Origin of the sequence: Achromobacter deleyi (genome assembly GCF_902859705.1) — a bacterium.
Classification (GTDB): domain Bacteria; phylum Pseudomonadota; class Gammaproteobacteria; order Burkholderiales; family Burkholderiaceae_B; genus Achromobacter; species Achromobacter deleyi.
The window spans coordinates 131,192-145,477 of the sequence record NZ_CADIJO010000011.1 but is presented as its reverse complement, the minus strand read 5'-3'; the positions used below and the strand labels follow the sequence as shown (position 1 = coordinate 145,477).

13 protein-coding genes are annotated in these 14,286 nt (G+C 67.7%); 5 read left to right on the top strand and 8 right to left on the bottom strand.

Annotated features, from left to right (window positions below; genetic code table 11):
- Positions 1 to 14: 14 nt before the first annotated feature.
- The 7 genes from HV798_RS17330 to HV798_RS17300 all read right to left on the bottom strand — a co-directional run bounded on the left by HV798_RS17330 (position 15) and on the right by HV798_RS17300 (position 7,607).
- Positions 15 to 692 (bottom strand): VOC family protein, encoded by a 678-nt coding sequence (locus HV798_RS17330; RefSeq protein WP_175216481.1) that lies wholly within the window; start codon positions 690 to 692, stop codon positions 15 to 17.
- Positions 693 to 861: 169 nt separating this feature from the next.
- Positions 862 to 1,797: a protein translocase subunit SecF gene (gene secF / locus HV798_RS17325; protein WP_025137316.1), complete on the bottom strand. Its 936-nt coding sequence runs from the start codon at positions 1,795 to 1,797 to the stop codon at positions 862 to 864.
- 51 nt (positions 1,798 to 1,848) lie between these two features.
- Complete coding sequence (gene secD, locus HV798_RS17320) at positions 1,849 to 3,729, bottom strand: protein translocase subunit SecD (protein WP_175194089.1); 1,881 nt, start codon at positions 3,727 to 3,729, stop codon at positions 1,849 to 1,851.
- A 111-nt stretch (positions 3,730 to 3,840) separates the two neighbouring features.
- Positions 3,841 to 4,182 carry a preprotein translocase subunit YajC gene (gene yajC, locus HV798_RS17315; RefSeq protein WP_006390891.1) on the bottom strand — a complete coding sequence of 114 codons (342 nt, stop codon included), beginning with the start codon at positions 4,180 to 4,182 and terminating at the stop codon, positions 3,841 to 3,843.
- A 229-nt stretch (positions 4,183 to 4,411) separates the two neighbouring features.
- Positions 4,412 to 5,548, bottom strand: coding sequence for a tRNA guanosine(34) transglycosylase Tgt (tgt, locus tag HV798_RS17310; protein ID WP_025137318.1), 1,137 nt, complete (start codon positions 5,546 to 5,548; stop codon positions 4,412 to 4,414).
- Positions 5,545 to 6,600 carry a tRNA preQ1(34) S-adenosylmethionine ribosyltransferase-isomerase QueA gene (queA, locus tag HV798_RS17305; protein ID WP_175194091.1) on the bottom strand — a complete coding sequence of 352 codons (1,056 nt, stop codon included), beginning with the start codon at positions 6,598 to 6,600 and terminating at the stop codon, positions 5,545 to 5,547. The genes tgt and queA overlap by 4 nt, the downstream gene beginning before the upstream one ends.
- Before the next feature lie 170 nt (positions 6,601 to 6,770).
- On the bottom strand, positions 6,771 to 7,607 hold the full coding sequence (locus HV798_RS17300; protein WP_175194093.1) for an IclR family transcriptional regulator: 837 nt from the start codon (positions 7,605 to 7,607) through the stop codon (positions 6,771 to 6,773).
- Positions 7,608 to 7,685: 78 nt separating this feature from the next.
- Here HV798_RS17300 and HV798_RS17295 point away from each other — a divergent pair, with 78 nt between their 5' ends.
- The 5 genes from HV798_RS17295 to upp all read left to right on the top strand — a co-directional run bounded on the left by HV798_RS17295 (position 7,686) and on the right by upp (position 12,667).
- Positions 7,686 to 8,687: an LLM class flavin-dependent oxidoreductase gene (locus HV798_RS17295; protein WP_175194095.1), complete on the top strand. Its 1,002-nt coding sequence runs from the start codon at positions 7,686 to 7,688 to the stop codon at positions 8,685 to 8,687.
- Complete coding sequence (locus HV798_RS17290; RefSeq protein WP_175194097.1) at positions 8,668 to 9,174, top strand: flavin reductase family protein; 507 nt, start codon at positions 8,668 to 8,670, stop codon at positions 9,172 to 9,174. Before HV798_RS17295 ends, HV798_RS17290 begins: the two co-directional genes overlap by 20 nt.
- Before the next feature lie 65 nt (positions 9,175 to 9,239).
- On the top strand, positions 9,240 to 10,391 hold the full coding sequence (locus tag HV798_RS17285; RefSeq protein WP_025137323.1) for an ABC transporter substrate-binding protein: 1,152 nt from the start codon (positions 9,240 to 9,242) through the stop codon (positions 10,389 to 10,391).
- A gap of 72 nt (positions 10,392 to 10,463) precedes the next feature.
- Complete coding sequence (dacB, locus tag HV798_RS17280) at positions 10,464 to 11,912, top strand: D-alanyl-D-alanine carboxypeptidase/D-alanyl-D-alanine endopeptidase (RefSeq protein ID WP_175194099.1); 1,449 nt, start codon at positions 10,464 to 10,466, stop codon at positions 11,910 to 11,912.
- Positions 11,913 to 12,028: 116 nt separating this feature from the next.
- On the top strand, positions 12,029 to 12,667 hold the full coding sequence (upp, locus tag HV798_RS17275) for a uracil phosphoribosyltransferase (RefSeq protein ID WP_175194101.1): 639 nt from the start codon (positions 12,029 to 12,031) through the stop codon (positions 12,665 to 12,667).
- Positions 12,668 to 12,780: 113 nt separating this feature from the next.
- On the opposite strand, the gene cysG is transcribed toward upp, so the two are convergent.
- A complete protein-coding gene (gene cysG, locus HV798_RS17270; protein ID WP_175194103.1) occupies positions 12,781 to 14,196 on the bottom strand; it encodes a siroheme synthase CysG in 1,416 nt (471 codons plus the stop codon).
- Between the last annotated feature and the right edge of the window lie 90 nt (positions 14,197 to 14,286).

Genomic DNA, 14,286 nt, shown 5'->3' with positions numbered 1-14,286 from the left:
TCAGGGCCTGAACCCTATGTGAGGGTCTTTACGCCCTGGGCGGTTTCAATGCGGGCTTGCAGGCGCGGCGGGCCGTCGGCCTGGTCGATCGTGATCAGGTGATCGGCGCCCAGCCAGGCCAGCCCCTGGCGCAGCAAGGCCGCGCGCGGATGGGTGCCGGCCAGGGATTGCAGCGTCAGCGCCTGGCGGGGCAGGCTGACACCGGGATAGGCGTCCACGTCCCATTGGATCAGGGTGGGCAGCAGGCCGTCGCCGGCCGTCTGGTCGCCGTCGCGCCACGTGGGCAGGCTGCCGTCGTCCGGTACGGTCAGGCGCCAGCGCAGGTCGCCGCGCGTCATGGGAATGGCGGGCGCGATGCGGTCGGGGTGCCGGGCCTGCCAGTCGGACAGGTCGTCAGGCGCCGCGACGCGCGCCGCCCAATGCGCCAGGAACGGCCCGTCGGCCAGCCGCGCGCGCAGGGCGGGCTGGTCCAGTCCGAACCAGCGCGGCCGTTGCGGCGCCGGCGCATCGGGGTCGATGGCGATGACTTCCAGGTACACGCCGCCCGCCATGCCCAGCACCCGATTGTGGGTGCCCATGCGCGGATGCGCGCCGCCGCCCGCGGGTGCAATGCCCAGCAGGTCGGCCACATGGCGGGTGCCGCTGTCCAGGTCGGCGGCGGCGACGACGAGATGATCGAGGACGAGTTTCATGGCGCCTATGGTATCGAATACGGGGGACGCCGTACCCGTACACCTGGGCGGGGGCGGTCAGTACAGTGGTGCCAGGAGGCTAGCCAATGCCTGCCGTAACACGGTTGAAGAAATGGCCCCAAAAAAAACCCGCCGCAATGCGACGGGTTTTTCTTCATGGGCGGAAAGATCAGGCGGCTTCGCCTTCTTCGCCTTCCTTCTTGACCGGCTTGATCAGGTCTTCGCGCTTGACGCCCATCCACATGGCCAGCGCAGCGGCGACGAACACCGACGAGTAGATGCCGAACCAGATGCCGATGGTCAGGGCCATGGCGAAGTAGTGCAGGGTGGGGCCGCCGAAGAACAGCATGGCCAGCACCATCATCTGGGTCGAGCCGTGGGTGATGATGGTGCGCGAGATGGTCTGCGTGATGGCGCTGTTGATGACCTCGTGCACATCCGCCTTGCGGTACTTGCGGAAGTTCTCGCGGATCCGGTCCATGATGACCACGGATTCGTTCACCGAGTAACCCAGCACCGCCAGCACGCCCGCCAGTACCGACAGCGAGAATTCCCACTGGAAGAAGGCGAAGAAGCCCAGGATGATCACCACGTCGTGCAGGTTGGCGATCACGCCGGCGACGGCGAACTTCCATTCGAAGCGAAAGCCCAGGTACACCATGATGCCGATGACCACGACCAGCAGCGCCATCAGGCCGTTGTGCAGCAGTTCCTGGCCCACCTGCGGACCCACGAACTCGACCCGGCGCAATTCCACGCCCTGGTCCGCGGTCTTCAGGGCGGCCATGACGGTCTCGCTCTGGGTGGCCGAGGTCTGGCCTTCCTGCAGGGGCAGGCGGATCATGACGTCGTGCGAGGTGCCGAAGTTCTGCACCTGGAAGTCGGTGTAGCCCAGCTTGGAGACCACGCCGCGCACGCTTTCAAGCTGCGCCGTCTGGGCGTAGTTGACTTCCATGACCGTGCCGCCGGTGAATTCGATCGACAGGTGGAAGCCGCGCGTAAGGATGAAAAAGACCGCCGCCACGAAGGTGACGAGGCTGATGATGTTCAGCACCAGCGCGTGGCGCATGAACGGGATGGTGCGGTGAATCCGGAAAAATTCCATTTTTTGCCCTGGCTTGTCGGTGGCGGGCGGCGTGGCCGCCCGCACTCATGTTCAGTTGGTCTTCGGCTTCCAGACTTCGCCGATGGAAATCGACGTGAGCTTCTTCTTGCGGCCGTACCAGAGGTTGGCCAGCGCGCGCACGCCCACGACGGACGAGAACATCGAGGTCAGGATGCCCAGGCAATGCACCACCGCGAAGCCGCGGATGGGACCGGAACCGAATGCCAGCAGGGCCAGGCCGACAATCAGCGTGGTGAGGTTGGAGTCGAGAATGGTGCCCCACGCGCGTTCGAAACCGTGGTGGATCGCCTGTTGCGGCGACGCCCCGGCGCGTAGTTCTTCCCGTATCCGCTCGTTGATCAGCACGTTCGAGTCAATGGCCATGCCCAGTGTCAGCGCGATAGCCGCGATGCCTGGCAGCGTCAGCGTGGCCTGCAGCATCGACAGCAGGGCCAGCAGCAGCAGCACGTTCAGGGTCAGGCCGACGGTGGAGAACACGCCGAACAGGTGGTAGTAGATGATGATGAAGACCGCGATGGCCAGGAAGCCGTACAGCGTCGAATGGAAGCCCTTCGAGATGTTGTCGGCGCCCAGGCTCGGGCCGATGGTGCGTTCTTCGATGATCGACATCGGCGCGGCCAGCGCACCGGCGCGCAGCAGCAGGGCGGTGTCGGCGGCTTCTTCGGAGCTCATGCTGCCCGAGATCTGCACCTGGCCGCCGGCGATTTCGCTGCGGATGACGGGGGCGGTCACGACTTCACCCTTGCCGTTCTCGAACAGCAGGATGGCCATGCGCTTGCCGATGTTGTCGCGGGTGACGTCGCGGAAGATGCGGGCGCCCTTGGAATCCAGCGTCAGGTGCACGGCGGCCTGTTGGGTCTGCGAGTCGCGGCCGGGCTGGGCGTCCTGCAGGTTTTCACCGGTCAGGACGACCTGGCGGCGCACCAGGATGGGGCGGCCGTCGCGGTCGGAATAGCGTTCCAGGCCGAACGGCACCGAGCCGCCCAGCAGCGCGGCTTGCGCGGCGGGGGAATCGTCGACCATGCGGATTTCCAGCGTGGCGGTGCGGCCCAGCAGTTCCTTGGCCTTGGCCACGTCCTGCACGCCGGGCAACTGCACCACGATGCGGTCCGAACCCTGTTGCTGGATGACCGGTTCGGCCACGCCCAGTTCGTTGATCCGGTTGTGCAGCGTGTTGATGTTCTGCTTCAGGGCCGAGTCCTGCACGCGGGTGACCGCGGCCGGGTTCAGCGCACCCATCAGCAGCAGCTTGCCGTTTTCTTCGCTTTCGGTGAATTCCAGGTCAGGCAGGCGGGTGCGCAGCGTCGAGATGGCGCGGTCGCGGTCCTGCGAGTTGGCGAAGGTGGCGGCCACGCCCATGCCCGAGCGTTCGACGCCGGCCACGTTGACCTTCTGGTCGCGCAGCACCGAACGCACGTCGGCGGCCAGGGAATCGTAGCGGGCGGTCAGGGCGCCCTGCATGTCCACTTGCAGCAGGAAGTGCACGCCGCCGCGCAGGTCCAGGCCCAGGTACATGGGCTTGGGGGCGAACCAGCCCATCGCGCGCATCCAGGTGGGCGAGGCGGGCAACAGGTTCAGCGCCACGGTGTAGTGGGGGTCGCCCTGGACGGTATTGAGGGACTTGTCGATCAGGTCGCGCGCCTGCAGTTGCAGGTCGGTCGACGTGAAGCGGGCGCGCACGGTGCCGAGCGTGCCGTTCTGTTCGTAGTAGACCCCTTCGTTGGGGATCTTGGCGTCGGCCAGTACCTGCTCGACCCGGCTCAGCATGGCCGTATCCACCTTGATGGTGGCCTTGGCGCTGGAAACCTGGACGGCGGGGGACTCGCCGTAGAAATTGGGAAGCGTATAGAGCAGGCCAATAAAGACCGCAATCAGGACCGTAATGTACTTCCAGAGGGGATAGCGGTTCATTGCCGGCTACTTCATGTAAGAGTGATGAAAGGGCCGCCCGGGCGACAGGCGCGGCGGGCGGCGGAGCGGCGCCGCCGAACCCTGGGGCCCGGCGGCGCTCCTATGGGACGCTTACAGGGCCTTGATGGTTCCCTTGGGCAGAACGGTCGAGACCGACGACTTCTGCATGATGATCTCGACCGGCTTGTCGGCCAGTTCGGACACTTCGACGGTGACGTAGCTGTCGTTCACCTTGGTGACCTTGCCCAGCATGCCGCCGGCGGTGACGACTTCGTCGCCCTTGGCCAGGGCGGCGATCAGATTGCGGTGTTCCTTCTGGCGCTTCATCTGGGGACGGATCATCAGGAAGTAGAGGATCACGAACATCAGGATGATGGGCAGCATGCCCATCAGCGCGTTGCCTTCGGGGGCTGCCTGGGCCACGACGAGGCTGGCGGTATCGATAGCGGACATGTAATTCTCCTGCGTATAGTCTGTTTGGGTTTGTTTGTATCGAGCTGTCGTCGATCTTGTTCTGCGCCCATCCCCGCGCGAGCCATGGATAGGGCAAGCCGACTATTGTAGCGAGGTTATTCCCGGCTACCTGTCACGGCCTGTGCGCAGTGATGGGGGCGGATCGCCAAATAAAAAGCCCCCATGGCCTCGTGGTTTTCACTAGGGTCGCCGACCTGCGCCGGCGGCCCTATTCCACCCCGCGCGCCCGGTCGGCGGCAAACTGGGCGCGCCAGGCGTCGAAGCGGCCTTCGGCGATGGCTTCCCGCATTTCCTTCATGATGGTCAGGTAGAAGTGCAGGTTGTGCAGCGTATTCAGGCGCGCGCCGGTGATTTCGTTGGCGCGCTGCAGGTGGTGCAGGTAGGCGCGCGAAAAGTGCGCGCAGGTGTGGCATTCGCAGCTGGGGTCCAGCGGGCGGGTGTCGTCGCGATACTTGGCGTTGCGGATCTTGACGTCGCCAAAGCGGGTGAACAGCCAGCCGTTGCGCGCGTTGCGGGTCGGCATGACGCAGTCGAACATGTCCACGCCGCGGCTTACGCCCTCGACCAGGTCTTCCGGCGTGCCCACGCCCATCAGGTAGCGCGGCGCCTGGGCCGGCAGCTTGGGCGTGACGTGCGCCAGGATGCGCATCATGTCTTCCTTGGGCTCGCCCACCGACAGGCCGCCGATGGCGTAGCCATGAAAGCCGATGTCCTGCAGGCCGGCCAGGGACTCGTCGCGCAACGCCTCGTACATGCCGCCCTGGACGATGCCGAACAAGGCGTTCGGGTTTTCCAGGCGGTCGAATTCCTCGCGCGAGCGGCGCGCCCAGCGCAGCGACATGCGCATGGACCGGGCGGCCTCTTCGACGGTGGCGGGCCGGCCGTCGATTTCATAGGGCGTGCACTCGTCGAACACCATGACGATGTCCGAATTCAGCGAACGCTGGATGCGCATGGATTCTTCGGGCGTGAGGAACAGGCGCGCGCCGTCGATGGGCGAGGCGAACTTGACGCCTTCCTCGGTGATCTTGCGCATGCCTTGCAGGCTGAACACCTGAAAACCGCCCGAATCCGTCAGGATGGGCTTGTCCCACTGCATGAAGCCGTGCAGGCCGCCGTGCTTTTCCATGATTTCCGTGCCCGGGCGCAGCCACAGGTGGAAGGTGTTGCCCAGCACGATCTGCGAGCCGATCTCCTTGAGCTCGTGCGGCATCATGGCCTTGACGCTGCCATAGGTGCCCACGGGCATGAAGATGGGCGTTTCCACCACGCCGTGGTTCAGCGTGATGCGGCCGCGGCGGGCGCCGCCGTCGGTGGCGAGCAGTTCGAAATTCAGTCCGGTCATGGGGCAGGGGATTCGATGAACATGGCGTCGCCATAGCTGAAGAAGCGGTAGCGCTGGGCCACGGCGTGGGCATAGGCGCGGCGGATCGGCTCGACGCCGGCCAGCGCCGACACCAGCATCAGCAAGGTCGACTGGGGAAGATGGAAGTTGGTGACCAGGGCGTCGACGACGCGGTACTGGTAGCCAGGGGTGATGAACAGGCGGGTGTCGCCCTGGGCGGCGGCCAGCGGCAGGCCGGGGGCCGTGCGGCCTTCGGTCTGCGCGGCCGCGGATTCCAGGGCGCGCACGCTGGTGGTGCCCACCGCGATGACGCGGCCGCCCTTGGCGCGGGCCGCGGCGATGGCGTCCACGGTGGCCTGCGGCACGGTGAACCATTCGGCGTGCATGATGTGGTCGGCCAGGTTGTCCACGCGCACGGGCTGGAAGGTGCCGGCGCCCACGTGCAGGGTGACGAAGGCGCGGTCCACGCCCAGCGCGGCCAGGCGGTCCAGCGTGGGCTGGTCAAAGTGCAGGCCGGCGGTGGGAGCGGCGACGGCCCCGGGTTCGCGGGCGTAGACGGTCTGGTAGCGGTCGTCGTCGCCCGCGTCGGCCTCGTGCGTGATGTAGGGCGGCAGCGGCGTGGCGCCGTGCGCATCCAGCAGGTCCAGCACCGGGCCGGGAAAGCGGATGTCGAACAGTTCGCCTTCGCGGCCCAGCACGGTGGCGTCGAAGGCGTCGGCCAGGCGCAGCACCATGCCGGGGCCGGGCGACTTGCTGGCCCGCACGTGCGCCAGGGCGCGGTCGGTGTCGGTGATGCGTTCGACCAGCACTTCGATCTTGCCGCCCGTGGCCTTGTGGCCGGCCAGGCGCGCCTTGATCACGCGGGTGTCGTTGAACACCAGCAGGTCGCCGGGGCGCAGCAGCCCTTCCAGGTCGGCGAAGCGGCGGTCATGGAGCTGGCTGGCGCCGTCCAGGTGCAGCAGCCGGCTGCCCGTGCGCTGGGCGGCGGGCGTCTGCGCGATGAGCTCGGGCGGCAGCTCGTAGTCGAAGTCGGAAACGGTAAGGGCTTGCACGGGATATCGGTATCAGGGGGCGGGCGTGGCGAAGGTCGCAGCAAGGGCGCCGGGCCGCCGGCAATGGGGCGGCGAAAAAACGAGCCAGGCCCGGGGGCCGGCTCTGGGGCAACTCGCTATTGTAAAGGGGCTGGAAAAAAGGGCGGTTGGCCGGGGCGGCCAGGCCCGATTCAGCGTCCGCCGCGCCAGCCCAGCCGGCGCGAGCAATCGGCCGCCGCCGCCGCCAGCGCGCGCAGCGGCGCGCCGTCCGGCGACAGGTCGAAGCCGCCGTGCAGGCCCAGGCCGGTGATGGCCCCGGCCAGTTGGCCCTGGGCGTCCAGCACCGGCAGCGCGGCCGAGTCGATGCCGTGCAGCAGGTGGCCGCTGACGCAGGCATAGCCACGTTCGCGGGTGGCGAGCCAGCGCCGCCGCAGGGTGGCGGCAGGGTCGGCAACATCGGCCGTGGCCAGGGCGGGGCCGGCGGGATCGCCCAGCAGGCCCGCCGGGTCGGCGCCCTGGCGCTGCGCCGCATCCCATTCCTGCAAGGCGCGCGGCAGCGCCAGCGCCTCGGGCAGCCAGGCCGCGAAGACGCGTCCGGTGGCGCTGTTGAGCAGCGGCAGCACCGAGCCGACCCGCACGTTCACCGTGACGGGCAGGCGGGCGTCGCGCCATTGCACGATGGTGGGGCCGTGCTGGCCCCAGACGGAAATGAAGACGGTCTGGCCGATGGTCGCGCTCAGGTCTTCCAGGCAGCCGGCCGCCAGTTTCACGAAATCCACCTCGGCCAGCGCGGCCAGCCCCGTGTGCAGGGCCTGCGGCCCCAGCCGGTAGCGGGCGCTGGCGGGGTCCTGCTCGACATAGCCGCGCCGTTCCAGCGACACCAGGTAGCGGTGCGCCTTGGCGCGCGGCATGTCCAGGCTGCGGCCCAGTTCCGACACCGACACGGCGCCGCCCAGCTCGGCCAGCCGGGTCAGGACGTCCAGGGCGATTTCGGCGGACTGGATCCCGGTGCTGCTCTCTGTTGACATCAGTTCGTCTCTTATTAGAATACGTGTATCACTAAAAAATACATCAGCGCGCCGCCGCGGACAAATACGGAGACAACCATGAAGCTGTCCATCTTCTCGGTACAAGACCATTACCCCGACCAGCCCCGCAGCCTGGGCCAGCTGTACAGCCAGGTGCTGGAGCAGGCTCGCCAGGCCGAACAGTGGGGGTACGACACGTTCTGGGTGGCCGAGCACCACTTTCATGAGTACGGCGCGGTGCCCAATCCGGCGGTGTTCCTGGCGGCCCTGTCGCAGCAGACGACGCGCTTGCGGCTGGGCACGGCGATTTCGATCCTGACCTTCCACAACCCGCTGACGGTGGCGGAAAACTATGCCTTGGTGGATCAGCTTTCGCAAGGCAGGCTGTCGCTGGGCGTGGGCTCGGGCTACCTGAAGCATGAATTCGAGGGCTACGGCGTCGATCCGGCCATCAAGCGCGAGCGTTTCGACGAAAACCTGATGCTGGTCGAGCGCCTGCTGTCTGGCGAACGGGTCAACCACGAAGGCAAGTTCAATCGCATCCACGAGGTCCGGCTGAACGTGCAGCCGGTGCAGCAACCGGTGCCCGTCTACGTGGCCATCCTGCGCCGCGAGGCCGCCTACCATGTGGGCCGCCAGGGACGCCGCATGCTGTTCGTGCCCTACGCCGCGGTGGACAACTTCGAAGAGATCGGCCTGATGATGCAGGACTACCGCCGCGGGCTGGCCGAAGCCGGCATCGAAGACGCCACCGGCATGGCGGCCGTGGCGCTGCACACCCACGTGGCCGCCACCGACGACGAGGCCCGCGAACGCGCCGCCCGCGCCTTTGACCTGTATGTGGAAACGCGCCTGTACGCGCGCAAGCAGGTCTACGACGACATCATCGCCAGCGGCCTGTCGCTGTTCGGCTCGCCCCGCACCGTGGCCGACAAGCTTGCGCGGCTGGCCGACATGGGCCTGGACCACGTGATGAGCCTGCACAATTTCGGCCTGATGCCGCAGGACCGGGTGCTGGATTCGATGCGGCGCCTGATGGAAGAGGCCGCTGGAGTCTCCCATGACCTGCGCCACCCTTGATCTCAGCCCCCCTCGCCTGCGGCAGGCGCTGGGGCGCTACGCCACCGGCGTCACGGTGGTGACCGCCGCCGGCGCCCAGGGGCCCATCGGCCTGACGGTCAATTCCTTCGCCCCGGTGTCGCTGGACCCGCCGCTGGTGCTCTGGAGCCTGCGCCGCGCCAGCATGCATTACGACGACTTCATGGCGCAGGGCGGCTTTGCCATCCATGTGCTGGGGGCGCCGCAACGCGACCTGGCGCGGGTGTTTTCGCAGCCGGTGGCCGACCGTTACGCGGGGCTGGACTGGTATTTGGGGCAGGACGGCATTCCCGTGTTCGATGCCTGCGCCGCGCGCTTCGAGTGCGCCATCCGCCAGGTGCTGGAAGTGGGCGACCACGCCGTGCTGATCGGCGAGGTGCTGCGCCTGCACGCCCCGGACGACGATGGCGGGGCGCTGGTTTTCCATAAGGGCGCTTTCCTGCCGCAAGCGGGGGTTCCCGTCGTATAACGCTTTCACGCCGTAGCGGATCGGCAAGACGCATAACGATATCCGCGCCCCAAAGGAGACGACGCATGACCCCCCGTTGCACATTGAAGGCCGCGTTGGCGGCCCTGCTGGTCGCGGCCGCCGCACCCGCGCTGGCCCAGGTGAAGATCGGCGCCACCCTGTCCACCACCGGCCCCCAGGCCTCGCTGGGCATCCCTGAACGCAACACCATCAGTCTGCTTCCCACGGAAATAGGCGGCGTGAAGGTGGAATACGTGGTGCTGGACGACGCGTCCGACACCACGCGGGCGGTCAGCAATTCGCACAAGCTGATTTCCGAGAACAAGGTCGACCTGATCGTCGGCTCGACCACCACCCCCAACACCATGGCCATGCTGGACACGGTGGCCAGCGGCGCCACGCCGGTGATCACGCTGGCGTCGTCGGCCCGCCTGATCGACCCGGTGGACGACAAGCGCCGCTGGGTCTTCAAGACGCCGCATTCCGATTCCCTGATGGCCGAAGGCATCGCCCGCCATGCCGCCGCCAACGGCGTCAAGAAGCTGGCCTTCATCGGCTTCAACAACGCCCTGGGCGAAACCTTCTGGGTGGAAGTGGAAAAGGCGGCCAAGCAACACGGCATCGAAATCGTGGGCCGCGAAAGCTTCGCGCCCACCGACACGTCGGCCGTGGCGCAGACCCTGAAACTGGTCGGTGCCGCCCCGGACGCCGTGGTGGTGGGCGCGTCCGGCACGCCGGCCGCGATGCCGGCCCGGGCGCTGCGCGAGCGCGGCTACCAGGGCAAGATCTATTTCAACCACGGCGTGGCCAACAACGACTTCCTGCGGGTGTGCGGCACGGCCTGCGACGGCGCCTGGGTGCCGGTGGGGCCGGTGATGGTGGCCGACCTGCTGCCCGAGAGCAATCCGGTCAAGGCCACGGCGCAGGCCTTCGCCAAGAAGTACGAGGCGGCCAACGGCCCTGGCAGCGTGTCCCTGTTCGCAGCCTATACCTGGGACGTGGGCTTGCTGCTGCAGCAGGCGATCCCCGTGGCGCTGAAGTCGGCCAAGCCGGGCACGCCGGAATTCCGTGCGGCGCTGCGTGACGCGCTGGAAAACGTGAAGAACCTGCCGACCGCCACCGGCGTGGTCAACATGAGCGCCACCGACCACAACGGCCTGGACGAACGCGCGCTGGTCATGGCGACCGTGGCGGGCGGCAAGTGGAAACTGCAGTAGCCGCCACCCGTAACCGTCCCAGGTTTTGTATGCTCTCGGTTTCGCGAGGCAAGGCAACCAGGTGGACAGGGCATGACAGGATCAGGGAAAAAGCGGTGGAGCGGGCCGGCGCGATGGCTGGCCGGCGGGTTGCTGGCCCTGGCCGCCGGCAATGCCTGCGCGCAGGTGCCCGGCCTGCCGCCCAGCGTGGTCAACGCCTGGAAGGCCACCAAGCTGCCTGACAGCGCCCTGTCTCTGGTGGTGCAAGAGGTCGGCGGCCCGCGGCTGGCGACCCTGAACGCCAAAGAAGCCCGCAACCCGGCATCGGTGATGAAACTGGTCACCACCTGGGCGGCGCTGTCCGAACTGGGGCCTAACTACGTCTGGCGCACCGATTTCATGACCGAGCCGGGCGCCCGGCCGGACGCCCGCGGCGTGTTGCCCGGTCCGCTGTACCTGCGCGCTGGCGGCGACCCGCAGTTCCTGATGCAGGACCTGTGGGCGCTGCTGCGCGAATTGCGCCTGCGCGGGGTCAAGCAGATCAACGACCTGGTGATCGACCGCAGCATCTTCGGCCAGGTCACGACCGACCCCGGCGCCTTCGACGGTGCGCCCGACCGTGCCTACAACGCCAGCCCCGACGCGCTGATGGTGGGCTTTGGCGCCGTGCGCATCCTGTTCAGCCCTGATCCGGCCGCCAATAAATGGGTGCCGCTGATCGACCCGCCGCTACCCGGCCTGAAGATCGAAGGCAAGGTGGACTGGAGCGATGCGCGCTGCCCCGGCGCGCCCGTGGTCCAGACCGACCCCGTCATCACCCAGCAGGGCGTGACCCTGCGGGTCAGCGGCAAGGTGGCCGGTTCCTGCGGCGAATTCAGCCTGTACCGCCTGGCGCTGTCGCAGAACGACTACGCCACCGAAGTCTTCCGCATGCTCTGGAAGGAACTGGGCGGCACCTTCAAGGGCCAGGTGCGCACGGGCGTGGTGCCCGGCGACGCCGTGGTGCTGGCCTCGCACGATTCGCCGACCCTGGCCGAAGTGATCCGCCAGATCAACAAGCGCAGCAACAACGTCATGGCGCGCACGCTGCTGTTGACCCTGGGCGCCGAGCGCGGCCGCCGGCCCGCGACGGTGGTCAGCAGCGAGACCGTGGCCAAGGGCCTCCTGGCCAAGCAGGGCCTGGACATGCCGGAACTGGTGATCGACAACGGCGCCGGCCTGTCGCGCGAAGCGCGGGTGTCCGCCGACAGCCTGGCGTCGATGCTGACCGTGGCCTGGAACTCGCCGGTCATGCCCGAGTACATTTCATCCTTCGCGATTGCCGGCGTCGACGGCACGGTGCGCCGCCGCCTGAAGGGCGACGGCATTGCCGGCATGGCCCACCTGAAAACCGGGTCGCTGCGCGACGTGCGCTCGATCGCGGGCTATGTGCTGGGCGCCAGCGGCAAGCGCTTCGTCGTGGTCAGCATCGTCAACCATGAACAGGCGGGCGCCGTGCGGGCGTTCGACGACGCCCTCATTGCCTGGCTGGCCGAACAATAGCGCGCCCACCCGCCGCGTTTCCCATAAACCGATTACGATTCTCAGGCGCGCACCGCGTGGCGGTGGCGCCTGAGGCGAAACACCCTGTCTATCAATAATTCTGGAGATTTACGCACATGCCCGTGCACGAAATCCGCCATCCGCTGATCCGCCACAAGCTCGGGATCATGCGTCGCGCCGACCTCAGTACCAAGAGCTTCCGTGAACTGTCGCAGGAAGTGGGCGCGCTGCTCACTTATGAAGCGTCCAAGGACCTGCCGCTGGCCCCCGCCACGGTCGAAGGCTGGTGTGGCTCGGTGCAGGTCGAGAAGATCGCCGGCAAGAAAGTCACCGTGGTGCCCATCCTGCGCGCCGGCATCGGCATGCTGGACGGCGTGCTCAGCCTGATCCCCGGCGCCAAGGTCAGCGTGGTGGGCGTGGCCCGCAACGAAGAAACCCTGGAAGCCCACACCTACCTGGAACGCCTGGTGGGCGAGCTGGACCAGCGCCTGGCCCTGATCGTCGACCCGATGCTGGCCACCGGCGGCTCGATGGTCGCCGCGATCGACCTGCTCAAGCGCGCCGGCTGCAAGGAAATCCGCGCGCTGGTGCTGGTGGCCGCGCCGGTCGGCATTGACGCGGTGCTGTCCAAGCACCCGGATGTGCATATCTACACGGCATCCATCGACGACGGCCTGAACGAGCACGGCTACATCATGCCGGGCCTGGGCGATGCGGGCGACCGCATCTTCGGCACCACGCAAAAGACGGACTGATGCCGTCTGTCCGGGGCCGGTTCGCCGTGGCCCCGGCCTGCTTTCATGGATGGGGCCTCAAGAACCGAGGGGCCCAGGCGGAACAGGTTGACGCGTCACGAACGGGACGGGCCCTAGGCCGCCAGCCGCTGCGGCGCCCCTTCCAGGTGTTCGCCAAACCAATGCAATGACTGTGCCAGTCCGGCCACTTCGCCCACGATCAAGAGGGCGGGGGACCGGATGGCATGGGCGCGCGCCAGTTGCGGCAAGTCCTGCAACGAACCCGACAGCACCCGCTGTTCGGGGCGGCTGCCGTTTTCGACCAGGGCGAATGGCGTCTGCGGCGCACGGCCGTGGCGTATCAGGCGCTGCGTCAGCAGCTCCAGCTGCCCCACCCCCATATAGAAGGCCAGGGTCTGCTTTTCGCGGGCCAGCGCCGGCCAATCCAGGTTGTCTTCGTCTTCGCGGCAGTGCGCCGTCACCAGGCGCACGGACTGGGCGTGTTCGCGGTGCGTCAGCGGTATGCCGGCGTAGGCCGCACAGGCCAGCGCGGCGGTGATGCCGGGCACGACCTCGTAGCGCACGCCGTGGGCGCGCAGGTGTTCGAGTTCCTCGCCGCCACGGCCAAAAATGAACGCGTCCCCGCCTTTCAGCCGCACCACCCGGCGGCCGGCGCGCGCGTGTTCGACCAGCAACGCATGAATGCGCGCCTGCGTGGCGTGATGGTCTTCGCCCGGCAGCTTGCCCACCGAAATGCGTTCGGCATCGCGGCGCGCCAGCGACATGATGTCATTGCTGACCAGGCGGTCGTACAGAATCACATCGGCTTCGTTCAGCGCGCGCAGCGCCTTCAGCGTCAAGAGGCCGGGGTCGCCGGGGCCGGCGCCCACCAGCACGACGCTGCCTTCGGCCGGCGTCAGCGGCTGGGCCAGCGCGGCGTTCAGTGCGGCCTCGGCCGCCTCGGGTTGCTGCTGGCGCAGCAGGCCGGCCACGGGGCCGTCCAGCAGCCAATCGTAGAAGCGGCGGCGTGCGCCCAGGTCGGGGTGACCGGCGCGGATGCGTTGGCGGTAGCGTTCGGCCAGCCCGGCCAGGTGGCCCAGGGTGTGGTCGAACAGGGATTCGATGCGTTCGCGCAGGCGCCGCGCCAGCACCGGGGCCACGCCCGACGACGAAATGGCGACGATGACCGGCGAACGGTCGACGATGGACGGCACCTGGAACGACGACAGTTCAGGGTCGTCCACCACGTTGCTGAAAATTCGGCGGGACTGGGCGGCCTCGGACACGGCGGCATTGACGCCGCGGTCGTCGGTGGCGGCAACCACCAGCCATACACCATCCAGCCACGCCGGGTCGAACGGGCCGGGCAGGTGACGGATGCGGCCCTGGGCCAGCAGATCCGCCAGGGCGGGGGTCAGGTCCGGCGCACCCACGGCCACGTCGGCGTGGGCTTCCAGCAAGGCCAGCGTCTTGCGCTCGGCCACGGCGCCGCCGCCCACGACCAGCACGGGCCGGTCTTTCAGGTCGGCAAAAATCGGGAAAAGCTTCATTACGCAGCCTCGGGCGCACCCGGCAGAAGGTCAGTCGATCATAGGGATGGGGTTTCATCCCCACAACTTCTGATTTCTTGAATCCATATA